The 25,263-nt window shown below is 71.1% G+C and carries 24 protein-coding genes; 16 read left to right on the forward strand and 8 right to left on the reverse strand.

The features are described from left to right. The first annotated feature begins 89 nt into the window (after positions 1–89). Entirely contained in the window at positions 90–2,807 is a 2,718-nt protein-coding gene (locus BLT25_RS14665; protein WP_176883905.1) for a bifunctional acetate--CoA ligase family protein/GNAT family N-acetyltransferase, read from the forward strand. Next, a complete protein-coding gene (locus tag BLT25_RS14670; RefSeq protein ID WP_256328609.1) occupies positions 2,807–3,805 on the forward strand; it encodes a zinc-dependent alcohol dehydrogenase family protein in 999 nt (332 codons plus the stop codon). The genes BLT25_RS14665 and BLT25_RS14670 overlap by 1 nt, the downstream gene beginning before the upstream one ends. 69 nt (positions 3,806–3,874) lie before the next feature. Here BLT25_RS14670 and BLT25_RS14675 read toward each other — a convergent pair whose 3' ends face one another. Together BLT25_RS14675 and BLT25_RS14680 are read right to left on the reverse strand one after the other, a co-directional pair. Continuing rightward, positions 3,875–4,927, reverse strand: a complete 1,053-nt coding sequence (locus BLT25_RS14675; protein WP_176883907.1) for a DUF2157 domain-containing protein — start codon at positions 4,925–4,927, stop codon at positions 3,875–3,877. A gap of 168 nt (positions 4,928–5,095) precedes the next feature. Beyond that, a complete protein-coding gene (locus BLT25_RS14680) occupies positions 5,096–6,067 on the reverse strand; it encodes a 1-phosphofructokinase family hexose kinase (RefSeq protein WP_091047171.1) in 972 nt (323 codons plus the stop codon). 179 nt (positions 6,068–6,246) lie between these two features. On the opposite strand from BLT25_RS14680, the gene BLT25_RS14685 reads away from it, so the two are divergent. Further along, positions 6,247–6,669, forward strand: coding sequence for an Hsp20/alpha crystallin family protein (locus BLT25_RS14685; RefSeq protein WP_091047173.1), 423 nt, complete (start codon positions 6,247–6,249; stop codon positions 6,667–6,669). Positions 6,670–6,680: 11 nt separating this feature from the next. Here BLT25_RS14685 and BLT25_RS14690 read toward each other — a convergent pair whose 3' ends face one another. Both BLT25_RS14690 and BLT25_RS14695 read right to left on the reverse strand, forming a co-directional pair. After that, positions 6,681–7,664 (reverse strand): Acg family FMN-binding oxidoreductase, encoded by a 984-nt coding sequence (locus BLT25_RS14690; protein ID WP_091047175.1) that lies wholly within the window; start codon positions 7,662–7,664, stop codon positions 6,681–6,683. Position 7,665: 1 nt separating this feature from the next. Continuing rightward, on the reverse strand, positions 7,666–8,340 hold the full coding sequence (locus BLT25_RS14695) for a flavodoxin family protein (protein WP_218131342.1): 675 nt from the start codon (positions 8,338–8,340) through the stop codon (positions 7,666–7,668). Here BLT25_RS14695 and BLT25_RS14700 point away from each other — a divergent pair. The 3 genes from BLT25_RS14700 (at position 8,339) to BLT25_RS14710 (ending at position 11,648) form a co-directional block, all read left to right on the forward strand. Next, a complete protein-coding gene (locus BLT25_RS14700) occupies positions 8,339–9,091 on the forward strand; it encodes a DUF4389 domain-containing protein (RefSeq protein WP_091047178.1) in 753 nt (250 codons plus the stop codon). The genes BLT25_RS14695 and BLT25_RS14700 overlap by 2 nt on opposite strands. 94 nt (positions 9,092–9,185) lie before the next feature. Further along, a complete protein-coding gene (locus BLT25_RS14705; RefSeq protein WP_218131343.1) occupies positions 9,186–9,854 on the forward strand; it encodes a response regulator in 669 nt (222 codons plus the stop codon). A gap of 42 nt (positions 9,855–9,896) precedes the next feature. Next, a complete protein-coding gene (locus tag BLT25_RS14710) occupies positions 9,897–11,648 on the forward strand; it encodes a sensor histidine kinase (RefSeq protein ID WP_091047181.1) in 1,752 nt (583 codons plus the stop codon). Between the two features lie 4 nt (positions 11,649–11,652). Here BLT25_RS14710 and BLT25_RS14715 read toward each other — a convergent pair whose 3' ends face one another. The 3 genes from BLT25_RS14715 to BLT25_RS14725 all read right to left on the reverse strand — a co-directional run bounded on the left by BLT25_RS14715 (position 11,653) and on the right by BLT25_RS14725 (position 14,521). Then, positions 11,653–12,711 (reverse strand): alcohol dehydrogenase catalytic domain-containing protein, encoded by a 1,059-nt coding sequence (locus tag BLT25_RS14715; protein WP_091047183.1) that lies wholly within the window; start codon positions 12,709–12,711, stop codon positions 11,653–11,655. 62 nt (positions 12,712–12,773) lie between these two features. Next, complete coding sequence (locus BLT25_RS14720) at positions 12,774–14,270, reverse strand: multicopper oxidase family protein (RefSeq protein ID WP_371113342.1); 1,497 nt, start codon at positions 14,268–14,270, stop codon at positions 12,774–12,776. Positions 14,271–14,293: 23 nt separating this feature from the next. Continuing rightward, positions 14,294–14,521 carry an SHOCT domain-containing protein gene (locus BLT25_RS14725; protein ID WP_091047185.1) on the reverse strand — a complete coding sequence of 76 codons (228 nt, stop codon included), beginning with the start codon at positions 14,519–14,521 and terminating at the stop codon, positions 14,294–14,296. A gap of 125 nt (positions 14,522–14,646) precedes the next feature. Between BLT25_RS14725 and BLT25_RS14730 the strand changes: the two genes are divergently transcribed. The 7 genes from BLT25_RS14730 (at position 14,647) to BLT25_RS14755 (ending at position 22,166) form a co-directional block, all read left to right on the forward strand. Continuing rightward, positions 14,647–16,866: a copper-transporting P-type ATPase gene (locus BLT25_RS14730; protein ID WP_091047659.1), complete on the forward strand. Its 2,220-nt coding sequence runs from the start codon at positions 14,647–14,649 to the stop codon at positions 16,864–16,866. Between the two features lie 35 nt (positions 16,867–16,901). Next, entirely contained in the window at positions 16,902–17,639 is a 738-nt protein-coding gene (locus BLT25_RS14735; protein WP_176883909.1) for a response regulator transcription factor, read from the forward strand. Continuing rightward, complete coding sequence (locus tag BLT25_RS14740; RefSeq protein WP_091047191.1) at positions 17,636–18,754, forward strand: HAMP domain-containing sensor histidine kinase; 1,119 nt, start codon at positions 17,636–17,638, stop codon at positions 18,752–18,754. Before BLT25_RS14735 ends, BLT25_RS14740 begins: the two co-directional genes overlap by 4 nt. A gap of 56 nt (positions 18,755–18,810) precedes the next feature. Beyond that, a complete protein-coding gene (locus tag BLT25_RS14745; RefSeq protein ID WP_091047192.1) occupies positions 18,811–20,469 on the forward strand; it encodes a SulP family inorganic anion transporter in 1,659 nt (552 codons plus the stop codon). Between the two features lie 113 nt (positions 20,470–20,582). After that, on the forward strand, positions 20,583–21,530 hold the full coding sequence (locus BLT25_RS14750; RefSeq protein ID WP_091047195.1) for a universal stress protein: 948 nt from the start codon (positions 20,583–20,585) through the stop codon (positions 21,528–21,530). A gap of 40 nt (positions 21,531–21,570) precedes the next feature. Then, positions 21,571–21,735, forward strand: coding sequence for a hypothetical protein (locus BLT25_RS29910; protein WP_176883911.1), 165 nt, complete (start codon positions 21,571–21,573; stop codon positions 21,733–21,735). Then, complete coding sequence (locus tag BLT25_RS14755; RefSeq protein WP_091047198.1) at positions 21,732–22,166, forward strand: hypothetical protein; 435 nt, start codon at positions 21,732–21,734, stop codon at positions 22,164–22,166. The genes BLT25_RS29910 and BLT25_RS14755 overlap by 4 nt, the downstream gene beginning before the upstream one ends. A gap of 19 nt (positions 22,167–22,185) precedes the next feature. Here the strand turns inward: BLT25_RS14755 and BLT25_RS14760 are convergent, their stop codons facing one another. Continuing rightward, entirely contained in the window at positions 22,186–22,449 is a 264-nt protein-coding gene (locus BLT25_RS14760) for an SHOCT domain-containing protein (protein WP_091047199.1), read from the reverse strand. Positions 22,450–22,610: 161 nt separating this feature from the next. Here BLT25_RS14760 and BLT25_RS14765 point away from each other — a divergent pair, with 161 nt between their 5' ends. From BLT25_RS14765 to BLT25_RS14775, 3 genes are all read left to right on the forward strand, one after another. Continuing rightward, positions 22,611–23,318, forward strand: coding sequence for a hypothetical protein (locus tag BLT25_RS14765; protein WP_143033754.1), 708 nt, complete (start codon positions 22,611–22,613; stop codon positions 23,316–23,318). A 103-nt stretch (positions 23,319–23,421) separates the two neighbouring features. Continuing rightward, positions 23,422–24,369, forward strand: coding sequence for a universal stress protein (locus BLT25_RS14770; RefSeq protein ID WP_091047203.1), 948 nt, complete (start codon positions 23,422–23,424; stop codon positions 24,367–24,369). A 301-nt stretch (positions 24,370–24,670) separates the two neighbouring features. Continuing rightward, the gene (locus BLT25_RS14775) at positions 24,671–25,258 is read left to right on the forward strand and encodes a hypothetical protein (RefSeq protein WP_091047206.1); all 588 of its coding nucleotides are present in this window, start codon (positions 24,671–24,673) and stop codon (positions 25,256–25,258) included. Positions 25,259–25,263 lie beyond the last annotated feature (5 nt).

Here is a 25,263-nt window from a genome sequence, read left to right on the forward strand (position 1 = left end):
ACGGCGGGCGGTCCTCAGGCGGTTCGCTGGTGCCCATGGCACTACCCGACGACATGGCACTGCGCGGAGAACGACAGCAGGAGGTAAGGATGACCGGGGAGGACGTGCTCCTGCGGGACGGCACGATCGCGCGCGTACGCGATGCAGTGGCGGGGGACCGGGACCAGCTGGTCGAGCTCCACGACCTGCTCTCCGAGCGCCATCGCTACGAGCGGTTCTTCCACGTCGGGGAGCTCGACGGCCTCCGCTTCGTCGAGGATCTGCTGCCGCGGCTGGCCGCGGGCGAGGCGGTCGCCAAGGTGATCGTCGTCGAGGGCCGCATCATCGGGCTGGCGAGCGGCACGAGGACGGGCGCGGACGGGGAGGCCGAGCTGGCCCTGGTCGTCGCCGACCGGTATGCCCATCACGGCGTGGCCACTCTTCTCCTCGAGCACCTGGCCGTCGCGGCGACCGGAGCGGGCGTGACGGACCTGGTGGCGTACGTGATGGCTGACAACGCCCCCGCGTTCGACGTCCTGCGGCACGCAGGGTTCGACCTCACCTCGACCTCGCACGAGGACACCGTCGAGGTACGTTTCCCGGTGCGGCTCACCGAGCGCGTGCTGGAGGCGATGATCTCCCGCGAGCAGCGGACGGACGCCGACTCCGTCGCCGCGCTGCTGCGGCCGCGCTCGGTGGCCGTGATCGGCGCGAGCCGGCGCGCGGACCACCCCGGCCACCAGGTCGTGCGCAACCTGTTGCGGGCGCGGTTCGCCGGCACCGTCCACCCCGTCAACCCTCACTGCGACTTCCTGCTGGGACAGCGCTGCCACCCGTCGGTGCTCGACGTCGGGCCGGTGGACCTGGCCGTGGTCGCGGTGCCCGCGGCCGAGGTGCTGAAGGTCGTGGAGGAGTGTGCCCGCAGCGGCGTACGCGACCTGGTGATCCTCTCCAGCGGCTTCGCCGAGGCGGGCCCGGACGGGCGACGCCTGCAGGACGAGGTCCTGGCGGTCGCCCGCGAGTCGGGCATGCGCGTGGTGGGGCCCAACTGTCTCGGGATCGCCAACACCGACCCCGACGTCCGCCTGGACGCCACCTTCTCGCCCACCTCGACCGGTCGCGGGAGCGTGGCGATGATGGCGCAGTCCGGGGCGGTCGGGATCGCCGCGCTGCAACGGGCCGACGAGCTCGGCGTGGGGCTCTCGGCGTTCATCTCCGCCGGCAACAAGGCCGACGTCAGCTGCAACGACCTCCTCATGTACGCCGCCGAGGACGAGGCAACCGAGGTGGTCTCGCTCTATCTGGAGTCGTTCGGCAACCCGCGCAAGTTCTCGCGCCTGGCCCGGCGGTTGGCCGACCACACGCCGGTCGTCGCCCTGGTCGGGGGCAGCAGCCAAGCCGGCCGGCGGGCGGCGGTCGGCCACACCGCCTCGGCGGTGACGTCCGCGGAGGCGGTCGACGCGCTCTTCCGGCAGTGCGGGGTGATCGGCGTGCACAGCCTCGAGCAGCTGCTGCAGACCACCAGCGTGATCGCGAACCAGCCCCTGCCGGGTGGGCGCCGGGTCGGGATCGTCGGAAATGCCGGCGGGCCGGGCGTCCTGGCCGCCGACGCCTGCGAGAGCGAAGGGTTGCGGCTCGCCACGCTGAGCGCGGAGACCATGGCCGCGATCCGGGCGATCGTGCCCGACGCGTCGTCGGTCCAGATGCCCATCGACCTCGGTTCCGGCATCGGCTGGGAGGCCTACTCCGAGGTGCTCTCGACGCTCACCCGCAGTGGCGAGGTCGACATGCTGATCGCCTTGCGTACACCGTTGCCGGCTCTCCCGTACGCAGCCTTCACGCGTGCGCTGCGCACCGCGGTGCGTGCCGATCCGGAACAGACCGCACCGCCGGTCGCGACCGTGGCCGTCATGCTCGACCCGCACGGTCCGGGCCGACCCATCAGCGTCGGGAGCGGCCATGTACCCGTCTTCGCGTTCCCGGAGGATGCCGCGCGTGCCCTCGGCCCGATCGTCAGGTATGCGGACTGGCGCGCCCGGCCCCACACCCCCGTCACCGAGGCGCCTCCTGGTAGCCGCGCGACTGCTCGCGATGTGATCGCCCGGACGCTGCGGGTGAGCCCGGAAGGGGGCCGGCTGGCCGAGCCGGACACGCGTCAGCTGCTGGCTGCGTACGGGATCGGGGTCCTGCCGAGCGTGCTCGCCGACGGTGCCGAGGAAGCCGTCGACGCAGCCGAGTGGGTGGGCTACCCGGTCGTGCTCAAGGTCGCCGACCCCGCCATCGCGCATCGCACCGATGTGGGTGGCGTTCGCGTCGGTCTGAGGAGTCCCGACGAGGTACGCGTCGCCGCGCACGCGCTCCTCGGCGTCCGGGTCGAGCATCCGGGCCTGATCGTCCAGCGCCAGGTCGCCGCCGGCGTCGAGCTGATCGCCGGCGTCACCCAGGACGAGCTCTTCGGGCCGCTGGTCATGGTGGGATACGGCGGCGCCTACACCGAGCTGATCGGCGACCGCAGCTTCCGGCTGACTCCGCTCAGCCGCTCCGATGCCGCTGCCGCGCTCCGGGACCTGCGCACCGCGCCGCTGCTGGCGGGATACCGCGGCGCACCGCCGGCGGACGCCGCCGCCGTCGAGCATCTCCTGGTGTCCCTCGGGCGTCTCGCAGACGATCTGCCCGAGGTGGCCGAGATCGACCTCAATCCCCTGATCGTGCACGAGCGTGGCGTCTCGGTCGTCGATGCGAAGGTCCGGCTGCAACCGGTGCCGCCGGTCTCGGAGCCCGCCCTGAGAAGCCTGCTCCCGCCCGTCGGTCCCGGTGAGGACACCTGATGACGACGATGAGGGGGTGGCGGACGAGAGGCGACGGCCGCCTGTCGATCGGTGAGCTCGTCGTCCCGGAGCCGACCTCGGGCGAGGTCCTGATCGGGGTGGAGGCGTGTGGTGTGTGCCGGACCGACCTCCATGTCGTGGACGGCGACCTTCCCGCGCGCCGCAGCCCGGTGGTGCCGGGGCACCAGATCGTGGGCCGCGTGCTGGTCCGCTTCGACCATGACGCCGGCGGGCCGCGTATCGGCACCCGGGTCGGAGTGCCGTGGCTGCGCTCCACCTGCGGGCACTGCCGCTGGTGCCGGACGGGCGCGGAGAACCTCTGCGAGCAGTCCCGATACACCGGGTGGGACGCCGACGGCGGCTACGCCGAGTACGCCGTCGCCCCGACCGCGTACCTCTACCGGATCCCGGACTCGCTGGAACCGAGCCAGGCGGCGCCCCTGCTGTGCGCGGGGATCATCGGATACCGGGCCCTGCGGCGCTCGGCCCTCCCACCGGGAGGCCGCCTGGGGCTGTACGGGTTCGGGGCGAGCGCACATCTGACCGCGCAGATCGCGATCCGTCAGGGAGCCGAGGTGCACGTCGTCAGCCGCGGCGAGGTGGCACGCGGGCTCGCGCTCGACCTCGGCGCGGCCTCCGCGGTCGCGCCCGGCGGTGCAGTCCCGCCGCTCGACTCCGCGATCGTGTTCGCGCCGGCGGGCGAGGTCGTCCGCGAGGCGCTCGCCGGTCTGGGCCCCTCCGGGACCTGCGCGGTCGCCGGCATCCACCTCTCCGACCTCCCACCTCTCGACTACCAGCGCCATCTCTTCCGCGAGCGAACACTCACCAGCGTCACCTCCAACACACGCGCCGACGGGGCCGAGCTCTTCCGGCTCGCCGGCCGGCTGGACCTGCGAGCCGAGGTCACTTCGTACGCCATGAGTGAGGCCGACCGGGCGCTGACCGACCTCGCCGAGGACCGGGTGCGTGGCGTCGCGGTCCTGGACGCGACCCGATGACGAACGCCGAAGAGCCGTCGCGGTCGACACCGGTAGCAGCCCGGCCGCGCGCCGGGACGCGGCGGCGTCTCAGGTCACGGCCAGGGTCACGATCACGGCCGCCACGACGACTCCGGCCACCGTGGCCGCCTTGATCGCGGCAGCGGGCGTGCCTGCGGGGAGGCCCCGGGCCGTCGTCCGCGGCCCCGTGTGCCGGCGGCGCGCGATGAACAACCCGGCTCCGAGGAGCAGGGCGCCCACGACGAGCATCACGATCGGTGCCACCAGGTCGCCGGGGAACAGCTCGATGACCGCCGAGGGCAGCGCGAAGAGCGTTCCGAGCGCGCCGACGGCGAGCAGCAGGAGGTCGCGGCACAGGACCGCGGTCGCGACGACGGCGACCGAGGTCACCAGGGCCAGGGCGATGCCGGCATACGTCGGGATCGTCGTCATCGCGCCGGCGAACGCCCCGGCGGCCCCGAACGCCATGACGAGCTGTCTCGGCCGCAGTACGCCACCCCAGCCGAGAACCATCCAGATCAGGCCGACGCCCCAGACGGCGAAACCTGGGAGCGCGTCACCGACCCCGAGCTCGTTGGTGAGCGCCGCCGCGGTCAGCATGGTGCCCGCCATCATGACCAGCTGCTGGACGAGTGTGCGGCTGATGAGCCACAGGCCGGCGGCGTAGGCCGTGACACCCGAGCTGACCAGCAGGAACACGTGCTCGCCGGCCAGGTCCAGAGCGTCGGTGCCGAGCAGACCCAGGAAGCCGGCGAGCGCGCCGGTGGAGACCAGCCACAGCACCGAGCGAAGCCGGGTCCCGACCTCGCCGATACGCTCAGGGACGGCGAACCCTGCGGCGAGCAGGAGGACCGCGACGCCGCCCGCGATGAGGAGCCTGGCGGTCGTGCCGACCCGGTCCCAGTACAGCGACGCGATCAGGATCGCAGCGACCAGGATGATGACACCGCCGAGATAGCCGAGCGCCTCGGTGACGAGCGAGGAACGCTCCTCGTGCGGGCGCTCCCGCCGCGCAGCGGGTGTCCGGACGAGAACGTCACCCCGGACGAGGATCCTGTCGGCCTGCTCGGAGGTGATGAGCTGATCCGCGACCCACGTCTCGAGCAGCGAGTTCAGGGGCACTGCCTGCCCGGGCCGGTCGCCTCCGGGCCTCGGGGGAGGGGAGGTGGACCTTCGTGTGGCGGCGTGGCGAGACATGCCGAACCCCTTTCTTGCCCTCCAGTCTTCGTCGTCCACGCCTTCCCGATCAGTGTCGAAGGTCCCCGCAGGTGGGGCATCAAGCCACCGGGCTCAGACCGCGTCGAGCCGGGCTGGACGCCCTCCGACGATCTGGTCCGGGAGGACGTCGGTGAACGCGGTGAGATCGTCGCGGGAGAACATCGAGGTGCCCGCGGTCGCGATCATCGCCGCGCTGCAGGCGAGGCCGAGCCGAGCAGCCCTCGCCAGGTCCCAGCCATGGGTCAGTCCGGCGATGATCCCGGCGACGAGGGCGTCGCCGGCACCCACGCCGCTGACCAGATCTCCGGCGACCGCGGGGAGCAGCTGCGTACCCGTCGGGGTCACCAGCGCGACCCCGAGGTGACCGCGGGAGAGAACGACGACGTTCGCGCCAGTGGCACCGAGCAGCTGCCGTGCTCCCGCCACCTGTTCCGCGATCGTGTCCAGGTCGCGTCCGAGATGCTCCGCCAGCTCACGCACGCTCGGCTTGATCAGATAGGCCCCATGAGCCTGGGCGAGGGCGCCGCCGGAGGCATCCACGACGAGCCGGGCGCCGAGGGCATCGCTGAGGCACCGCACCCGAGGAACGACGTCGGCGGAGACTCCCGGCGGCAGGCTGCCGCTGAGGACGACGTACGCCGCGTGGCGTCCCTCGCGCCGCACCACCTGGAGGCAGCGATCCAGGTCGGTGCGGGAGAGCGCCGTCCCCGGTAGCACGAATCGGTACTCCAACCCGGTCTCGAGCTCGGTCACGTGGTGGCTCAGCCGGGTCTCGCCCGGCACCTCGACCCCTGCGAACGGAAGTCGCTCGATCTCGAGCAGCTCGCTCAGGGCTCGGCCGATATGGCCTGCCATCGGCAAGACGGCCAGGGTGGGGATCCCGAGCACGTGCAGCACCCGGGCCACGTTGATGCCGCCGCCGCCGGGGTCGATCCGGGGTGAGCTGCACCGCATCTTGTTGCCCGGGATCAGTCGGGGAACGGAGAAGGAGTCGTCCAGTGCCGGGTTCAGGGTGATGGTCACGACGTCGGATGAGGCGAGCATCAGGGACCTTCCTGCTGTCGTCGGGGCTGCCTTCCCAGGCAACCATCGCGGGCTGGACGAGGCAGGTGGCGGAGGTCCCGGAACAGATGACCAACGTCTCGTGAGGCCGGGCTCGATCGGAACAAGACTGGGGATCGCACGGGCTGCCGCACGGGCGCCCGCAGACCGAGGAGAAGAAGATGAGCACCATCATCAAGCGCCCGGCCAACCCGCTCGCGGACCTGCTGGGCTGGCTGGAGTCGGAGTCGGCGGCGATGCGTTCATTCGGTGCGACGCCCTACATCAGGGTCGAGGACTTCATCGAGGACGACAACTACGTCATTCGCGCGGAGATGCCCGGGGTCGACCCGAACAAGGACATCCAGATCGACGTCGCCGGTGACCTCTTGACGATCAGCGGTGAGCGCCGGGAGGAGGAGCACGCCCGCAACCGGAGCGAGCTGCACTACGGCGCGTTCGAGCGCACGCTTCCGCTGCCGGCCGGTGCCAAGCCCGAGGAGGTGCGGGCCACCTACATCAACGGCGTGCTGGAGGTCCGAGTGCCGTACGCGATCGAGGAGCCGAAGACCACACGCGTCGCCATCGAGCACAACGGCAGCTGATCGGGGTCCGTTCACGAAGAGGCGGCGCTCTCGTGGTGAAGGACGTCGTCGAGCGAGCGCCGCGGGGTCGGCGGCAGCGATGGTTGCCGGCGCTGTGGCCAGCCGATCCGCACCAGGACCTGTGGGCAGGAGTTGTCACCGAGCAGGTCGTGCTGCAGCGTACGCCGGGTGGTGCCGATCTCGATCGGCTGCGTGTAGGGCACCAGGGCCAGCCCCGAGGTGGTGCAGGAGAGCCAGATCGCGTCCAGCGCCTCACCGGCGCGGAGCCAGGAGCCCGGGTCGTCCGAGGCGGTCGCCAGGACGAGCCACTCCTCGGCGGACGGACCGGTGTCGCGGTGGCCGTCGTCCAGGGTGCCGCTCGGGAACCGCGTGAAGGAGGCTGGGTCGCTGTCCGCGGTCAGGAGACTGGACTCCGGGATCCCGTCCTCGCTGCCTCCGCGCGTCCAAGAGTAGAGCTCGGCCAGGTAGGCCTCGTCGGTGCTCTGTCGGGCACGGGCACTCTCCAGCGCCGCCAGGACGACCGGGCGCAGATAGTCGGGAACGGTGCCGGCCACGACGCCGTACTCACGCACGAGACCGGAGAGATGATCGAGGCGCTCGGGGGGCACCGGCCACGACGAGACCTGACGACGGTCGGTGTGCCGCTGCTCGATGGCGGCGAGCCTGCCGAGATCGGCGACGTCGGGCTCGCGGCGTGCGAAGGTCACCACGGCGAGGAGATCGGTGCGGCCCCCCTCGGGGGTGCGGCGCACCTCGCAGTGCCAGCCCGTGCCCGCCGCGGCCACGACGAGCTCGTGCAGCACAGCGCCGCAGCTCATCACCAGATCGCGCTCGTTCGGGTCGGCGTGGAGGAGCTTGCGATGCGGATCGGCGCGCAGCAACAGCATCCGGTCGCGTACGACCCATGCCCAGGGCTGGGTGTTGTGGACCGACGGTGCGCGACACGCCAGCGCCAGGATCGTCCGCAGGGTCGTCTCGTCGGGGAGCGGCGACATCTCAGACCACGACCTGCCGCATCATCTGGTGGCCGAGATCGGTGGCCCAGTCACCGGCGCGGGCCTCCTCGTGGCGGCCCAGGGGTCCCTCCGTGCCGCCGACGTAGAAGCTCGTCGAGGGGGCGACGTCGTAGCCCCGCCGGCGGAGCAGGTGGGCGACGTGCCGGGCGGCCGAGCCGGGGAGGTGGCGCATCGCCCGCGCCCGCGTGTCGAAGACGGCGATGCGTACCGAGTGCGCGTCCTGGAGATCCTCGAGCCACTCGCGGACACCGCGGGCCTCGACCTCCGCGGGGGCGCCGCGCAGGACGGCGTCGGCGCGCGTGCTCGGCCTGCTCAGGCCCAACGCGTGCGTCGGGGCGCCGATCACGACCAGATCGTGGGTGCGGAGCACGTCGTCGCCGGCCGCCGTCACCGGGATCACCCGGACGTGCACGCCGGCGCTGCGCAGACCGTTGGCGACCGAGGTGGCGATGGTCGCGGTGTTGCCGAACATCGACTCGTAGACGACGGCTGCTCGCATCTTGTTCACGTCCTTCCGTCGGCGCCGCGCCCCCTGCGCGGTGCCGTTGGCACCACGCTGCGGCCGAACGTACGCACGCAGGCAGTGGCACACGTCCCCGACCAGAGGACCTTGGTCCGATGCCGTCGTGGCAGGCCGCGCGGAGGCTGAAGACATGAACTCATCCGATTCCCCGGTGGTGCTCGAGGGGCAGCTCGACACCCGGGTCAGCCGAGCCCTGTGGCTGGTCAAGTGGCTGCTGCTGATCCCGCACTACATCATCCTGCTCTTCCTCTGGATCGCCTTCAGCGTGCTCACCGTCGTCGCCTGGTTCGCGATCCTGTTCACCGCCCGCTATCCGCGGGCGATCTTCGACTTCAACCTCGGCGTCCTGCGCTGGACCTGGCGGGTGGACTACTACGGCTACGCCGCGCTCGGCACCGACGCCTACCCGCCGTTCACGCTCGAGGACGTCCCCGGATACCCGGCCCGCCTCCACATCGCCTACCCCGAGCGGCTCTCGCGCGGTCTGGTGCTGGTGAAGTCGTGGCTGCTGGCGATCCCGCACATGCTGCTCCTGGGCTTCTTCCTGGGCGGGGGCCTGTACGTGGCGCAGGGCAGCGATGATCCCGCCACCTGGGCCTGGGGGAGCGGGATCGTCGGGCTTCTGGTCCTCTTCGCCGGCGTGGCGCTGCTGTTCGGGCGCGGCTACCCACGGGGCATCTTCGACCTCGTCCTCGGGATGGACCGGTGGGCGGCCCGGGTCGGGGCGTACGTCTTCCTGATGACCGACAGCTATCCGCCCTTCCGGCTCGACCAGGGCGGGAGCGACCCGGTCGGGCTCGTCCCGCCGGAACCGTCCGCGCCGACGGGTGAGGCACTGGTGTCGCAGCCCGTCGATGACCCGGTCGGAACCAGGCAGCCGTGAGCGCGCTCCCGAGGGTGCGTCGCGGGACCTTGGTCCTCGGCGCACGGGTAAGACGAGCATTGGCGAGCGCCGTCATCGGTCGTAGGTTGAGCAGGTGACCGAATCTGCAGAGCCCGAGAGCGCAGCAGAGCCCATCCGGGTCTTCCTGCTCGACGACCATGAGGTGATCCGCCGGGGGATCAAGGATCTCCTCGAGGACGAGGACGACATCGTCGTCGTGGGCGAGTCCGGGCTCGCCGAGGAGGCCCGGCACCGGATTCCCGCGTTGCGTCCCCATGTCGCGATCCTCGACGGCCGGCTTCCCGACGGGTCGGGCATCGATGTCTGTCGCGACATCCGCTCGGTCGACCCCAGCATCGCCGCGCTCATCCTCACCTCCTTCGACGACGACGACGCGCTGTTCTCCGCGATCATGGCCGGCGCGGCCGGCTACCTGCTCAAGCAGATCCGCAGCGCCGACCTCGTCGAGACCGTGCGCCAGGTCGCCGCCGGCCGATCGACGTTGGACCCTGCGGTCACCGCACAGGTCCTCGAGCGGATCCGCAGCGGGCCGAAGTCCAACTCGGTCTTCGAGCACCTGACCAACCACGAGCGCCGGATCCTCGAGCTCATCGGCGAGGGCATGACCAACCGGCAGATCGGCAAGGAGATGCATCTGGCGGAGAAGACGGTCAAGAACTACGTCTCCTCCCTGCTCGCCAAGCTGGGTCTGGAGAGCCGAACACAGGCCGCGATACTTGTCACCAAGACGTTGCAGGGCTGATACGTTAAGAGGTGTACCACTCATGGGACGTGGAGGGTCGACGTGGGACGTACGCCACCACGGCCACGCCGTCCACGAGATGACGCGGCAGAGAAGACGCTGAGCAACACACCGCTCGACGAGCTGTTGACCGAAGTGCTCGACCGGGTCACCGTCGCTCGAGACGAGCAGGTGCGGTGGAGGCTGCTGCTCGACGCTATCGTCACGATGGGCGCCGGGTTGTCGATCGACGACCTGTTGAACCGGATCGTGGAAGTCGCCAAGGCGCTGGCCGGGGCGAAGTACGCGGCGCTCGGGGTCCTGGCGAGCGGCGGCGAGCGGCGGTTGCGGTTGTTCATCACCCGCGGTCTCACCCCCGAGCAGGAGCTCCGGATCGGAGACCTGCCCACCGGGCACGGTCTGCTCGGCCTGCTCATCGACCATCCGGAGCCGGTCCGTCTGCACGACATCGAGGAGCATCCGGCCTCCTACGGGTTCCCCGCGCACCATCCGCCGATGCGCTCCTTCCTGGGTGTACCCGTCCGCATCGGTGAGAAGGTGTTCGGCAACCTCTACCTCACCGAGAAGACCGACGGCGCGGAGTTCACCGACCAGGACGAGAGCATCGTGGTCGCCCTGGCAGCGGCTGCCGGCGTCGCGATCGAGAACGCCCTGCTGGCCGAGGAGGCCGCGCGCCGCAGTCGCTGGCTCGATGCGCGCGCCGAGATCACCAATGCACTCATGGGGGACATCGACCGCGGCACCGCCCTTCAGCTCGTGGTCGACCGGGCTCGTGAGATCTCGGGCGCCGACGTCGCCTGGATCGTGACGGGGCCCGCTGCCGACCGTCTGCGGGTGGAGGTGGTCTCCGGCACCGATGTCGACGTCGACGAGCTGAAGCGTGCCCCGCTGCGAGAGTCGGTCGCGGGACGGGCGATCAGCGACGGCGTGCCGATGGTGGTGGAGGACATCGCGAGCGCCGCCGCGGGTGGAAGTGCCGCGGCGGTCATCGACATGAGCGACCTGGGCCCCGGCGTGCTCGTGCCGCTGGGACGTACCGACCCGTCGGAGGAGATGAACGCGGTGGGCGTCCTCGCCCTGACGTGGCGGCGGGCGAACGCCGAGCAGGCCCAGAACATCGACCTGGCCGTCGCTGACGCGTTCGCGGGCCAGGTGGCGCTGGCCATCCGACTGGCTCAGGACCGTGAGGGGCGGCAGCGACTGGCCGTCTACGACGACCGTGACCGGATCGGTCGCGACCTGCACGACATCGTGATCCAGCGGCTCTTCGTCATCGGCCTACGTCTCCAGGGTGGCCTCAACCTGGCCGAGAACCCGAAGCTGCGCGCCCGCCTGGACCAGGCGGTCGAGGACATCGACGACACCATCCGCGATCTCCGGCGAGCGGTCTTCGAGCTCGGCGCCCCCGCCCACAGCGGTGACATCCAGTCCCAGGTCACCGATCTGGTCAACCGGGCGGCGGCATCCCTCAAGTTCCGCCCGCGCCTCGACTTCCGCGGTCCGATCCGGCTGCGGACCTCACCCGAGCTGGCCAAGGACGTCGTCGCCGTCCTCGGCGAAGCGCTGTCGAACACGGTGCGTCACGCGGACGCGAGCGAGGTGGAGGTGTCGCTCTCCGCCGCCGACGACCTCGTGCTTCGCGTGCGCGACGATGGGCGAGGCATTCCCGAGGACGCGATGGAGAGCGGTCTGGCGAACATGCGCCATCGAGCCGAGGTCCACGGGGGCCGGTGCACCGTGGAGCCGGCGACCCCGAAGGGGACCTTGGTGGAGTGGTCGGTTCCGCTGGGCTGACCGGTCACGCTCTGCTGAGGTCGGCCTCGTCGCCGAGCATCACGACCTTCATCGCACCGGTCTCCTGGGCGTCGGCGAAGATGTCGTACGCCTCCTGGATCTCACCCAGCCCGAACCGGTGGGTCACCAGGTCGGGCAGCGTGATCCGCCCCGCGGCGACCATGGACAGCAGCATCGGTGTCGAGCTGGTGTCGACCAGGCCGGTGGTGATCGTGACGTCCCGGTCCCACAGCGATTCCAGGCTGAGGACGGCGCTGCGGCCGTGGACACCGACGTTCGCGACCCGTCCGCAGGGGCGGACCAGCTCGGCGCACAGCTCGAAGGTCTCGGGAACGCCCACGGCCTCGATGCTGACGTCGACGCCGTCGGGAGTGTTGTCCCGGACCCAGGCGCGCGCCTCCTCCGCACCGGCCAGGGTCACCTCGGCGCCGTACACCTCGGCGGTCTTGCGTCGGGTCGGGGCCGGGTCCACCACGACGATGCGCAGCGGACCATAGAGCCGTGAGGTCGCGACCGCGGCCAACCCGATGGGACCGGCCCCGACGATCAGGACGGTGTCACCGGGCCCCACCGAGCCGTTGCGTACGCCGACCTCGAAGGACGTCGGCAGGATGTCGGCCAGCAGGACAGCCGTCGCGTCGTCGACCTCGCGGGGCAGGTGGTGCAGCGAGTGGTCGGCGAACGGCACCCGGACACGCTCGGCCTGGGTACCGTGGATCAGGTGTCCGAGCACCCAGCCACCGCCGCCTATGCACCGGCCGTAGCTGCCGGACCGGCAGTAGCGGCAGCGCCCGCAGCTGCTGATGCAGGAGATGAGCACGCGGTCACCGGGCGCGAAGTCGCGAACGCCGGCCCCGGTCTGCTCGATCACCCCGACGGCCTCGTGGCCGAGCACGGTGCCAGGGGAGACGCTCGGCACGTCACCTTTGAGGATGTGCAGATCGGTGCCGCAGATCGTCACGGCGTCGACGCGGATGACGGCATCCTCGGAGTCCGTGATGACGGGATCGGGGACCTCGGTCCACTTTCGGGATCCCGGGCCGTCGTAGACGAGTGCTTTCATGGTTCCCTCCACAGGTCTGGTCTGCCTCGATCCTGTGCCTGACCGGGCCTGTGCAGGAGTGGTCATCGGCCACCGGTGAGAGGGCCTTGGTCCTCATAGACGAGAGCGGCCATCATCCCTGCCTCGGCGTGGTAGATGTTGTGGCAGTGCGCGGCCCAGTTGCCCGGGTTGTCGGCCTCGAGCTCGACCACCATCCGCTGCATGGGTGTGAGCAGGACGGTGTCCTTGCGCAGGCCGTTGGACAGAGCGAAGGTGTGGCCGTGCAGGTGCACGGGGTGGGTCATCATCGTCATGTTGGTCATCTGCACCGCAACCCGCTTGCCGGGCTCGATCGCGATCGGCTCGTTCTCGCCGTAGGGCGCGCCGTTGATGGCCCACTCGTAGGTGCTCATCCGCCCGCTGAGGGCGAGATCGACGCTCTGACCGATGTCCTTGTCCGGGAGGCGGGAGGAGTCGGCGGGCCGTAGCCGGGAGCCGAGGAGCACCGGACCGGTCAGCTCCCTCGACGCCGCCGCGCGCTCCGGGGTCGGGACGGGGCCCGAGCCGGTGCGGACCACGGCGAGAGCGGTGCCCTCCTTGCCGATCGGCCTGGCCACGAGCGGGAAGACGCCGTCGGCCAAGGTCACGACGACGTCGTATCGCTCACCCATCCCGATGTAGAGGGCACCCGCCTCCTGCTCCAGGACAGGGAACCCGTCGGTGTGGGTCACCGTGATCCGGTGATCGCCCAACGCGACGGCGAAGACGGTGTCGGCCGCGGCGTTGATGACCCGGATCCGGACCCGCTGCCCGGGCTCGGCCCGCAGCACGTCGGGCGCGGTGCCGAGGCGACCGTTGATCAGGAAGTGTGGGTAGGTGACGTCGCCGACGTCCCCCAAGGATGAGCCGCCCATGCCACCCATGCCGCCCATGTCGTGCATCATCCCGCCGGAGGACCGTCCGGAGGCGATGAGCTCGGCGAGCACCTCGTCGGGGGTGGTTCCGGTGCCGTCGATCCAGTCGTCGAGGACGACGATCCATTCCGCGTCGTAGGCACCCGGCTCGTGGGGGTCGTCGACGATGAGCGGGGCATAGAGGCCACGGTCGAGCTGCACGCCGACATGCGGATGGTAGAAGTACGTGCCGGGATCGGGGGCGACGAACTCGTAGGTGAACCTCTGCCCGCTGGTCGTGGCCTTCTGGGTGAGGCCGGGCACGCCGTCGGCGGCGTTGGGCAGGGCGATCCCGTGCCAGTGGACACTCGTCTCGTCGGGCAGCTGGTTCTCGAGGGTGATCCGCACCAGGTCGCCCGCGGTCGCCCGCACCAGGGGTCCCGGCACGATGTCGTCGTACGCCCAGGTGGCAACGGTGGGCCCGCCGAGGTCGAGGGTGGTGGGCCGTGCGGTCAGGGTCTTGGCGACCACGCTCTGGCCGGGCCTCGGCGTCAGCGCAGTCGGTGCGGGCACCACGATCCCGTTCCCGCCGGGCCTGCCGGAGCAGGCCGCGACGAGGCCTCCGGCGGCGACGGCGAGGCCGCCGCGGAGCAGGGTTCGCCTGGACACGTTCATGGTCGGTGTCATGGTCGGTGTCCTCTCCTGTCGGGTCAGTGGCCGGTGGCGATGAGCCGGCGGATTCGGCGGTACTCCTCGGCGGTGATCTCGCCGCGGGCAAGCCGGGCCTCGAGCACCTCGAGCACCTCGAGCGCGTCCGGCGCGGCGCCGGTGCGCCGTGGTCCGACGACCCAGGCGATCGCGCACGCGACCAGCACCCACAGGCCGATCAGTCCGATCAGGCCGATGGTCGTCCACAGCCACATGCCGCCCATGCCCATCACGAGTTCGATCCTGTCGCTGGGTTCTTGAGGTCTCCGGGAGGTTCCATGAAGGTTTGACGAAGGTTGGCCTCGCGAGCAGCGGATCACTCGACCGGCGGTCGGCGGTGCGCGAGCATGGCTTCATGAGCAGCCACGAGCACGGACCCGCAGGGGGCTCGACGCCGTTTGCCGCCGCGGAACGGATCAGGAGGTCGTCCGCCGAGGCCTCCGAGTGGACCTGCCCGATGCACCCCGAGATCCGGCGGCCCGGTCCGGGAGCGTGCCCGATCTGCGGGATGGCGCTGGAGCCGGTCACGGTGAGCCTGGACGACGGTCCGAGCGCGGAGTTGCGCGACATGACCCGCCGGCTGTGGATCAGTGTCTTGCTCAGCGTGCCGGTGGTCGTGCTGGAGATGGGCGGCCACCTCATCTCGGCCATCGGGGATCTCGTCCCGCCCCAGACGTCGAACTGGATTCAGCTCGTGCTGGCGACGCCCGTGGTGCTGTGGTGCGGCTGGCCGTTCTTCGTCCGCGCCTGGACCTCGGTGCGGACCCGGAGCCTCAACATGTTCACCCTGATCGCGATGGGCACCGGCGTGGCCTGGCTCTACAGCGTGGTCGCCACGGTCGCGCCCGGCATCTTTCCCGCCTCCTTCCGCAAGGACATGGCCGAGGGCATGGACGGTGCGGTCGATGTGTACTTCGAGGCGGCGGCCGTCATCACCGTGCTGGTCCTGGTGGGACAGGTGCTGGAGCTGCGGGCACGGGAGCAGACCTCCGGCGCCATCCGTGCTCTGCTCGACCTGGCGCCGAAGACCGCACGCCGGGTGCGTGCCGACGGCACCGACGAGGAGATCGGCCTCGGCGAGGTCCAGATCGGTGACCGGCTGCGGGTCCGCCCGGGTGAGAAGGTCCCCGTCGACGGTGCAGTCCTGGAGGGTCGTTCGGCGTTGGACGAGTCGCTGGTGACCGGCGAGTCGATGCCGGTGACCAAGGCGGCCGGCGACGTGGTGATCGGTGGCACCATCAACACCACCGGTGCGCTGCTGATCGATGCCCAGCGGGTCGGGGCTGACACGGTGCTGTCGCGCATCGTGGTCCTGGTGGCGGAGGCCCAGCGCTCCCGAGCCCCGATCCAGCGTACCGCCGACCGGGTCGCTGGGATCTTCGTGCCGGCGGTGATCGTGATCGCGCTACTGGCCTTCGCGGTGTGGTTCCTGGTGGGACCGGACCCGAGGTTCGCCCACGGCATGATCGCCGCCGTCGCCGTCCTCATCATCGCCTGCCCATGCGCGCTGGGGCTGGCCACCCCGATCAGCATCAAGGTGGGTGTCGGCCGTGGCGCCGAGCGCGGCGTCCTCATCAAGAACGCAGAGGCGTTGGAGCGGATGGAGAAGGTCGAGGTCGTAGTGGTCGACAAGACCGGCACTCTCACCGAGGGCCGGCCGGCAGTGACGGCGGTCGAGGTCGCCGATCCGAGCGGTCCCTCGGCCGAGGAGTTGCTGCGTCTGGCTGCTGCGGTCGAGCGCGCCTCCGAGCATCCTCTGGCCCGCGCGATCGTCGAGGCCGCGCGGGCCCGCGACCTGACCCTGACGGAGGTGACCGACTTCGACTCATCCGTCGGACTTGGCGTGATCGGAACCGTCGAGAACCGCACGATCCGGCTCGGCAGCTCCGACTTCCTGGGCGGCGAGCATGTCGATGTCGGCCCGCTCGCCGAGGCGGCCGAGCAGCTCCGCGCTCAGGGAGCGACCGCGATCTTCCTCGCCGTGGACGAGACGGTGGCCGCCGTCCTGGCGATCGCCGATCCGGTGAAGGCGACCACGCCCGCCGCTGTGGCCGATCTCGGGAGCCAGGGTGTGGAGGTCGTCATGCTGACCGGCGACAACCCCACGACCGCCGAGGCCGTCGCCCGTACGCTGGGGATCGAGCACGTCGAGGCCGGTGTGCTCCCGGACCGCAAGGCCGAGGTCGTCCAACGGATCCAGGCGCAGGGCAAGGTCGTCGCGATGGCCGGCGACGGTGTCAACGACGCACCGGCCCTGGCCGCCGCCGATGTCGGCCTCGCGATGAGCTCGGGCACCGACGTGGCCCTGGAGTCGGCCGGGGTCACCCTGCTCAACGGCGACCTTATGGGGATCGCCCGAGCCCGCCGCCTCTCCGCAAGGACGATGCGCAACATCCGGCAGAACCTGGTCTTCGCGTTCGTCTACAACGTCGCCGGGATCCCGATCGCGGCGGGCGTTCTCTACCCGTTCACGGGCCTCCTGCTCTCACCGATCATCGCCGCGGCGGCCATGGCGCTCTCCTCGGTGAGCGTGATCACCAACGCCCTGCGCCTACGCACCGAGCGCATCGGCTGAGAATGTCCGGCCGCACTGCCCCCCACACTGGACCCATGCACACTCGCGCCTCGTCGGGCGGCCCGGTGCTCGTCGTCGAGGATGAACGCCCGCTCGCACAGATCGTCGCGGACTACCTCGCCGCGGCGGGCTACGACGCGACCCAGGTCCACACCGGTCCCGACGGTGTCAGCGCCGCCCGTGCCCTCGACCCGGACCTCGTCGTCCTCGATCTGGGCCTGCCAGGACTCGATGGCGTCGAGGTCTGCCGCGAGATCCGCACCTTCTCCGACTGCTACATCATCATGGTCACCGCCCGCGACGACGAGATCGACAAGCTGATCGGTCTCGGTGTCGGCGCCGACGACTACCTCACCAAGCCCTTCTCCCTGCGCGAGCTGGTGGCGCGCGTCCAGGCCGCCCTGCGACGACCGCGCGCCAGCAGGCTCCCGGCCGCGTCCGATGCCGAGCACGGGTGGATCTTCGACGGGCTGACGGTCGACACCGCCGCCCGTGAGGTGACCCGGGCAGGCGTACCGGTCGCGCTGACCCGCACCGAGTTCGACATCCTCGCCTCCCTCGCCGAGCATCCCCGTCGCGTCTTCAGCCGCCAGCAGATCGTCGACCTGGTCTGGGGCGAGGGGTGGGGCGGCGACGCGCACATCGTCGATGTCCACGTCGCCCACCTGCGCCGGAAGATCGACGACGACCCGGCCACACCGCGCTACGTCGACACCGTGCGTGGCGTCGGCTACCGGTTCATCGCCGAGCCGTCGAGACAGGCCGGCGGATGAAGCGGCACACCTGGCGGATCGGCACGCGCCTGCTCCTGGCGCAGGCGCTCGTCCTGGTCGCCGCGATCCTCACAGCGGCCGTGATCGCCGCCCTCGTCGGGCCGCCGACCTTCAACGCGCACATGCGTCGGGCCGACCGCGCACCCGACCCGTCCGAGCGCATGCATGTCGAGGAGGCCTATCGCACCGCCAGCGCGATCTCGCTCGGCCTCGCGGTCGCCGCCGCCCTCCTCATCGCCCTGCTCGTGACCTGGTACCTCACCCGCCGGTTCCAGACCCCGCTCACGGACATGACCCGCGCCGCCACCGCGATGGCGGGCGGCAGGTACGACGCCCGGGTCCCGGTCGGGGACGCCGGCCCCGAGATGGACTCCTTGGCCGTCGCCTTCAACTCGATGGCCGGCGAGCTCGCCCGGACCGAGGACACCCGGCGCCGGCTGCTCTCGGACCTGGCTCACGAGCTGCGCACCCCCGTGGCGACGCTCGCCGCCTACCTCGAGGGACTCGAGGACGGCGTCACGCCGTGGAACGAGGAGACCCGCGCGCTGCTGGCCGACCAGGTGCACCGCCTCGACCGCCTGGCGGGCGACATCGATGCGGTGTCTCGTGCGGAGGAGGGCCGCCTGAGTCTCCACCTGGCGCCGGTTGCGGTCGCGGACCTGGTGCGGACGGCCGTTCGAGCCCAGCAAGGGGCGTACGCCGCGAAGGGTGTCGCGCTCGGCGTCGCCGGCGGACCACCCGTCGTGATCGACGCCGACGAGTCCCGACTGCTCCAGGTACTCACCAACCTGCTCGACAACGCCCGTCGGCACACGCCGGAGCACGGCAGCGTCAGCATCGCCTGGGAGATGGACCGGGAGCATGCGGACCGGCGCGTCGCGATCCGCGTCACCGACACCGGCGACGGCATCCCCGCCGTCCAGCTGCCCCACATCTTCGAACGCTTCTATCGAGGCGACAGCGCCCGCGATCGTGAGCACCAGGGTTCCGGGATCGGCCTCACCATCAGCAGAGCTATCGCCACCGCCCACGGCGGCAGTCTGGACGCGACCAGCGGCGGACCCGGCGCCGGCTCGTCGCTGGTCCTGACCCTCCCCGCCTCACGGAGCCGGTGAGAGGTCCTTCATCCTGACCGCGCCGCCGGACCGGTGGCTCGTGGGACAGTGCTGCCATGGACGTACGCCGCATGATGCCGCCGTGGGCCCGCGGCTACGAGCGGCGGTGGCTGTGGCTCGACCTGCTCGCCGGGGTGACGATCACCGCCTACCTGGTGCCCCAGGTGATGGCGTACGCGGAGCTGGCCGGCCTCCCTCCCGAGACCGGGCTGTGGGCGTGCGTCGGGGCGATGGTGGTCTACGGGCTGCTGGGCACCTCCCGGCTGCTCTCGGTCGGGCCGGAGTCGACCACCGCGCTGATGACGGCGGCGGCGATCGGCGCCATCCCGGCCGCGGCCCAGGACCCCGCCTCGTTCGCGGCCACGCTCGCGCTCGTGGTCGCCGCGATCTGCGTGGTGGGCTGGTTCCTGCGGGTCTCGGTGCTGGCCGAGCTCTTCTCGCGGCCGGTGCTGGTGGGCTACATGGCGGGGATCGCGGTGCTCATGGTCATCTCCCAGCTCGACAACCTCACCGGCGTCACGGTCACCGGCGACGGGGTGCTCGCGGAGCTGGGCAGCTTCTTCGGCAACCTCGACCAGGTCCACATACCCACGCTGCTGCTCGGTGGCGGCGCGGCCGCCGCGATGATCGCCGGCTCCCTGCTCGCCCCGCGTGCCCCGGTCGCGCTGATCGGGATGCTGGCCGCCGCCGCGCTGGTGGCACTGCTCGGCGAGGACTCCGGGTTGCGGCTGGTCGGCGAGATCCCGAGCCGGCCGCCCGCCCCGGGCCTCCCGGCGCTCGACCCGGACGCCATCGTATCGATGCTCGGCCCGGCGCTCGGCGTCGCCTTCGTGGGCTACACCGACAACATCCTCACCGGCCGCGCCTTCGCCCGCCGCGGCGAACGCGTCGACGCGCGGCGCGAGCTGCTCGCCCTGGGCGGGGCCAACCTCGGGTCGGCGCTCGTGCACGGGTTCCCGGTGAGCAGCAGCGGCAGCCGGACCGCCATCGGCCACGCCGTGGGCGGGCGTACGCAGCTGACCTCGTACGTCGCCGCGGCCACCACTGTGGCCGCGGTGCTGCTCCTGGCGCCGGTGCTGGAGGCTTTCCCCGAGGCCGCGCTCGGAGCCGTGGTGGTCTACGCCGCCACCAAGCTGGTCGAGGTGGGCGAGCTGCGTCGTTTCGCCCGTTTCCGGCGCAGCGAGCTCGTCCTCGCCCTCGTCACGACGGTGGCCGTGCTCGTCGCCGGCGTGATGTGGGGCGTGCTGATCGCGGTCGGACTCTCCGTGCTCGACCTGCTGCGCCGGGTCGCACACCCGCACGACGCGGTCCTCGGCCACGTACCAGGGTTGGCGGGGATGCACGACGTGGACGACTATCCCGACGCCGAGGAGGTGCCCGGCCTGCTCGTCTACCGCTACGACTCGCCGCTCTTCTTCGCCAACGCCGAGGACTTCCGCACCCGCGCGCTCGCCGCGGTCGAGGCTGCAGAGGGGGTGGAGTGGTTCCTGCTGAACGCCGAGGCGAACACCGAGGTCGACGTCACCGCGGTGGACGCGCTGGAGGCGCTGCGCACCTCGCTGAGCGAGCGAGGCATCGTTCTGGCGATCGCCAGGATCAAGCAGGACCTGCGCGACTCGCTGGCCCCCTCCGGCATCCTGGACCGGATCGGCGAGGAGCGGCTCTTCCCGACGCTCCCCACCGCCGTCGAGGCCTTCCGGGAGCGCGAGCGGTGATGGGTGGACCAAGGTCCTCGGGATCGACCTCCGACGTCCCTGCCCCGCGGCCTCGGGGCCGATGAGACTGGGCTCGAGGGACGGCGGGGTGCGTCGTGCCGTGAGGAGACGACATGAACGAGGACAACCGGATCCTGGTGGGCATCGACGGGGGAGAGGGCGGACGGGCCGCGATCGCGTACGCGGCTGCCGAGGCGGGCTTGGACGACGCTGATCTCTGGCTCGTCCACGCGACCCCGTCGGCGCCGGTCTATCCGTACTCCATGTTCGGCGACGAGGTCCGCCGGGCCGGGAACCAGCTGCTGAAGAGGGCCACCGATGAAGCCGTCGCCTATGTCGGATCCGAGCGCGTGACGGCCACCCTCCTGCAGAGCTCGGTCGTCCCCGGTCTGGTCCACTGCGCTGCCGCCTCCCGGCTGGTGGTGCTCGGTGACGATCGCCGGAAGGGCCTGGAGCGCATCATGACCGGGTCGGTCACGAACCGGGTTGCGGGCCATGCGCCGGTCCCGGTCGTGGTGGTGCCCAGCGGCTGGTCGGCCGAGTATCCGGCTCGCAGGGTGGTCGTCGCGGTCAAGGACTGCAGGAGCTCGGCCGGGCTGCTCGCCCAGGCACTGAGGCACGCGGCTGACCGGGCCGCAGAGCTGGTCGTGCTCCATGCCTGGCAGCTCGACACGGTCTACGACGACATGACCGTGGCCCACCTCGACATGAGCGATTGGGAGGACACCACCCGCCGCACTCTGGACGACGCGCTGGGTAGCGCCCGTGGCCGGGTCCCGCACTCCGCGGACGTGGACGTCCGGATCGAGGTCCGCCACGGCCAGCCGGCCAGGGAGATCACCGAGGAGACCAGGAATGCCGATCTCCTGGTCATCGGCCGCCGCCGCCACTCCTTCCCTCTGGGTCATCTGGGCAGCACCGGCCGCGCGGTCATCCGCGAGAGCAGCTGCCCGGTGGAGGTCCAGCCGCCGACCCCCGACGTCTTGACGGTCGAGGACCTCGTCCTCGAGCGCGAGGGTCGATTCGAGAGGGCCGGCGCGGACCCGGCCTCCGTCGTCTGAACAGACCCATGGTGTTAGTTACCAGGATGGCGGGATCTCGATGACGTTCATCTGGTTCATCATCTGGCTCATCGCGAACAACGTGGGCGCGAACGAGCCGCTCCAGGCCGACCCGGTCAATGTGTGGACGGGCACCCTGATCCTGGCGGTCGCCCTCGATCTCGCCGGAGCGCACGCGGCGACGGTGTCGAGGCGAGACAGGTGAGTGGGCCGGGCGACGGTGCGAGCGTCGAGATGCCGGCGTGGCGGCGTACGACGGGTGTCCTCGCCGGGCTGACCGCCGCTGCGGCGACGGTCGGATCGGTCCAGCTGCTCACCGGCACCTTCACACCACCCGTCAGCGACCTGAGACCGCTGGGCCTGGACTCGTGGGCGCTGCCTGGACTGGCGCTGGCGGCGAGTGTCGCGGTTCCGTGCGCCGCCACCGCTGTCCTGTCTTGGCGCCGGTCGAGGTGGATGGGGCCCGCGGCGATCGGAGCCGGCTCACTGCTGGCTGTCGAGCTGATGGTCCAGCTGCCGTTCGTCGGGCGAGACCCGCTTCAGGGAGTCATGGCGGTCGTCGCGGCGTCCTTGGTCGGCATCGGGTGGTCGAGCGCCCGGAGATCGGGCATGACGGGCCGGCCGGCGCCGAGCTGAGCCGGCCAGGTCGAGGCGGTCAGCGTGGTCCGGCGATCTGCCGTGCCCGCAGTGTCGCCGTGCGCCGTTCGTACTCGTCCTCGTCGATCTCGCCGCGCGCCAGGCGCATCGCGAGCACATCCTCGGGCGTGCTCGGTGCTCCGGCCGGCGGCCGCTCGTCGCGGAGGAGCCTACGACCGACCACGATGGCCGTGGCGATGATCAATCCCCAGAAAAGGATCATGCTGATGGTCATCAGGGCATAGGCCCAGCCGTTCATTCCCGAGCCGTACCAGTACATCATCGCGAGCTCCTTCGTCGCCTCCGAACCGAATGCCCCGACAGTGCGCCCTGCGGGGGAGACCCAGCGAGTGGCCAACGACTGACGGTGTCGGGGCCTTGGTCCCGGACCGGGAGGAATCGTGGCCCCTCCGCCCGGCCCCGGCCTGCCGGGAAAGTGACCTCATGAGACGTTGGGTGTGGGCCGCTGTGCTGGGCCTGGTGGTCGGTTGCGGTGTGGCCGCGCTGATGGCGTGGTCGGTGCCCATGACCCTCGGGTGGTGGACGGGTGGGAGCTTCGTCACCTTCACGATGCTGATGTGCCTCGGGCCCGAGGAGAGGTCGATCCCGTGGCCCGCCCTGCTCAGCAGGAGCCTGCTGTGGCCGAGCGCCGCGCTGGCCGCCGCAGGGCTCGTCCTCGCGCTCGGTCTGACCAGCGCACTGCTGGTGATGACGGCGGGGTTGGCCTCTGCCTGGGAACTGGGATGGCTCGGCTGGCCGCCGCGCACCGATCGACTGCCGAAGAGCCGCCACCGGTTCACCGGGCGGAGGTCGCGCGCAGGACCGGTGGCAGGACCGGTGGCCGAAGCCGTCGGACCCCAGGCGGTCGACCCGGTGGAGGCCGTCTTGGCGGTCACCGACGGGCTGACCGACACAGACCTGTGCAGGGCCTGGCGATCCAGCTACGTCGCCCTCGACCGGGTCACGGACCTGCGCGCGAAGCTGCGCGCGGTCGAGATCCGCGAGGTGCTCCTCGACGAGCTCGAGCGGCGAGACGCGCGAGGACTGGAGGCGTGGTTCCGCTCCGGTGCCCGGGCGGCGGGTGGCCCGGAGCGCTTTCTCCGGCGTGCGGCGCCGGGTGGTGACGAAGCGCGCACCGAGCCTCAGGCCTGAGGACCTTCGACCCGACCTGCCCGACCTACGTCCCTGGCCCCGCGCGCACGTGCGGGATTCGCTTGAGACCACAGGAGCGATCACGCGATGGAGGGACCTATACATGACCGCGACCTCGAGTCCGGGCTGGCCGACCACTGTGAGTGGGGAGCCCTCGGGTCGACTGGCCCATCCACCACTGCCGCTGGAACCGAGGGTCGTGGTCGGCGTGGACGGCTCCGAGGCCAACCGGGCCGCGGTGTCCTACGCGATCGCGGAGGTGGCAGCTTCTGGCCGGCCGCTCGTGCCGATCGGCGCCGTTCGGCATCCGGTGCGGCACCAGGACGGCGCTGTTGACGGGCGCCTCTGGCCCGTGCTGGGGCGGATCGAGCGCCAGGTCGAGGCTGCCCATGCCGACGTCCGGACGGTGTCGCTGATCGAGTTCGACCACCCGGTGCCGGCGCTGCTCGGATACGCGGACGTGGAGGATCTGCTGGTCGTCGGCAAGCGTGGTCTCGGGGGCTCTCATCGGTTCCAGGTCGGATCGACGGCGATGAGAGTCGCCGGACGGGCCCTCGGGACAGTGGTGGTCGTGCCACCCGGTTGGAGCCCTGCGGACCACGTCGGAGGACCGGTCGTCGTCGGCGTGGACCCGGACGGTCTCCATGAGCCGGTGATGCGCGCCGCGTTCGAGCGCGCCCGCCGCGACCAGCTCGAGCTGGTGGTGATGCACTCGGTCAACCTGCATCCCGTGCTCGTGTGGGACCCGACCGTCAACGCACCGCTCGTACGAGACGGACAGGAACGCAGCAGCATGGATCTCGAGGCGGAGATCAAGCCGTTGCAAGAGGAGTATCCGCAGGTCCGGGTCACGATCGAGCGCGACCGTGGCGACGCCGCCGGCATCATCTCGGACCGGTCGATCGGCGCTCAGCTGATCGTGCTCGGACGACGCCATGACGCGCGTGGCACCTGGGGCCTCGGTCCGGTCGCGCGCGAGGTGATCCACAACGCCGAGGTGCCTGTCGCCGTGGTGCCCTGTCACTCCGACCCGGTCGACCGAGGCGGCTGAATCGGCGCCTGGAGTGTGGCGATGACGAGCATGTGAGTGGCCGAAGAGCCTCCGGAGAGCCGGCCACAGGGGGTGGGCCGGACCCGGGGAAGGCGCTCGGTAGGGACTGTTTACGCATCGGTCCCTGCCGAGCGGTTGGCGGCGATCCCGTCCTCGTGCACACGTGGAGGTCGACCGTCCTGAGGCGCCGGGGACGAAGGGCCTGCCCTGGGCGGACCCCGTTCCCTCGCCGCGACGGCCTCGGCGGAGGTTGGCTGAAGGCGTCCGGCCACGACCGGCCGGCGTGACCGTGGGAGGAACCATGACTTCAATCTCCACACCAGGCTCGGCGACAACGCTGCCCGGGCACTACCCGATGCCCGCGGCTCGGTTGCTGGCGGTGCTGAGGATCGCCTTCGGGCTCACCTTCTTGTGGGCCTTCTTCGACAAGCTGCTCGCGCTGGGCTTCCACACCGGCGCGATCACCAACGAGGCGGGCACCCGCACCGGCATCGACTTCTTCGCCGAGGGCCAGGCCTGGATCAACGGGGGCAGCCCGACCGAGGGCTACCTGTCGAACGTGCCCGAGCACAACTGGCTGCAGGGCATGTGGAACGACATGGCCGGTGTGTGGTGGGTCGACTGGCTGTTCATGATCGGCCTGCTGGGGGTGGGCCTCACGCTCACGCTCGGGATCGGGATGCGGGTCGGGGCCATCGCCGGCGCGGCGATGTACACACTGATGTGGTTCTCCAGCTTCCCGCTGGAGCAGAACCCGATCATCGACGACCACCTGCTCGGTGCCCTGACCGTCGGCGTGCTGGCGCTGACGTACGCCGGGGACACCTGGGGCTTCGGCAAGCAGTGGGCGCGGGTACCGGTCGTGATGCATCACGGATGGCTGCGATGACGGCC

Source organism: Nocardioides sp. YR527, assembly GCF_900101045.1.
Classification (GTDB): domain Bacteria; phylum Actinomycetota; class Actinomycetes; order Propionibacteriales; family Nocardioidaceae; genus Nocardioides.

Excerpts from the sequence above, each read along its gene's own strand:
- BLT25_RS14665 (WP_176883905.1), top strand. The coding sequence starts at position 90 with ATGACCGGGGAGGACGTGCTCCTGCGGGACGGCACGATCGCGCGCGTA.
- BLT25_RS14670 (WP_256328609.1), top strand. The coding sequence starts at position 2,807 with ATGACGACGATGAGGGGGTGGCGGACGAGAGGCGACGGCCGCCTGTCG.
- BLT25_RS14680 (WP_091047171.1), bottom strand. The coding sequence starts at position 6,067 with ATGCTCGCCTCATCCGACGTCGTGACCATCACCCTGAACCCGGCACTG.
- BLT25_RS14685 (WP_091047173.1), top strand. The coding sequence starts at position 6,247 with ATGAGCACCATCATCAAGCGCCCGGCCAACCCGCTCGCGGACCTGCTG.
- BLT25_RS14690 (WP_091047175.1), bottom strand. The coding sequence starts at position 7,664 with ATGTCGCCGCTCCCCGACGAGACGACCCTGCGGACGATCCTGGCGCTG.
- BLT25_RS14700 (WP_091047178.1), top strand. The coding sequence starts at position 8,339 with ATGAACTCATCCGATTCCCCGGTGGTGCTCGAGGGGCAGCTCGACACC.
- BLT25_RS14695 (WP_218131342.1), bottom strand. The coding sequence starts at position 8,340 with ATGTCTTCAGCCTCCGCGCGGCCTGCCACGACGGCATCGGACCAAGGT.
- BLT25_RS14715 (WP_091047183.1), bottom strand. The coding sequence starts at position 12,711 with ATGAAAGCACTCGTCTACGACGGCCCGGGATCCCGAAAGTGGACCGAG.
- BLT25_RS14720 (WP_371113342.1), bottom strand. The coding sequence starts at position 14,270 with ATGACACCGACCATGAACGTGTCCAGGCGAACCCTGCTCCGCGGCGGC.
- BLT25_RS14725 (WP_091047185.1), bottom strand. The coding sequence starts at position 14,521 with ATGGGCATGGGCGGCATGTGGCTGTGGACGACCATCGGCCTGATCGGA.
- BLT25_RS14730 (WP_091047659.1), top strand. The coding sequence starts at position 14,647 with ATGAGCAGCCACGAGCACGGACCCGCAGGGGGCTCGACGCCGTTTGCC.
- BLT25_RS14735 (WP_176883909.1), top strand. The coding sequence starts at position 16,902 with ATGCACACTCGCGCCTCGTCGGGCGGCCCGGTGCTCGTCGTCGAGGAT.
- BLT25_RS14740 (WP_091047191.1), top strand. The coding sequence starts at position 17,636 with ATGAAGCGGCACACCTGGCGGATCGGCACGCGCCTGCTCCTGGCGCAG.
- BLT25_RS14745 (WP_091047192.1), top strand. The coding sequence starts at position 18,811 with ATGGACGTACGCCGCATGATGCCGCCGTGGGCCCGCGGCTACGAGCGG.
- BLT25_RS14750 (WP_091047195.1), top strand. The coding sequence starts at position 20,583 with ATGAACGAGGACAACCGGATCCTGGTGGGCATCGACGGGGGAGAGGGC.
- BLT25_RS29910 (WP_176883911.1), top strand. The coding sequence starts at position 21,571 with ATGACGTTCATCTGGTTCATCATCTGGCTCATCGCGAACAACGTGGGC.
- BLT25_RS14760 (WP_091047199.1), bottom strand. The coding sequence starts at position 22,449 with ATGATGTACTGGTACGGCTCGGGAATGAACGGCTGGGCCTATGCCCTG.
- BLT25_RS14765 (WP_143033754.1), top strand. The coding sequence starts at position 22,611 with ATGAGACGTTGGGTGTGGGCCGCTGTGCTGGGCCTGGTGGTCGGTTGC.
- BLT25_RS14770 (WP_091047203.1), top strand. The coding sequence starts at position 23,422 with ATGACCGCGACCTCGAGTCCGGGCTGGCCGACCACTGTGAGTGGGGAG.
- BLT25_RS14775 (WP_091047206.1), top strand. The coding sequence starts at position 24,671 with ATGACTTCAATCTCCACACCAGGCTCGGCGACAACGCTGCCCGGGCAC.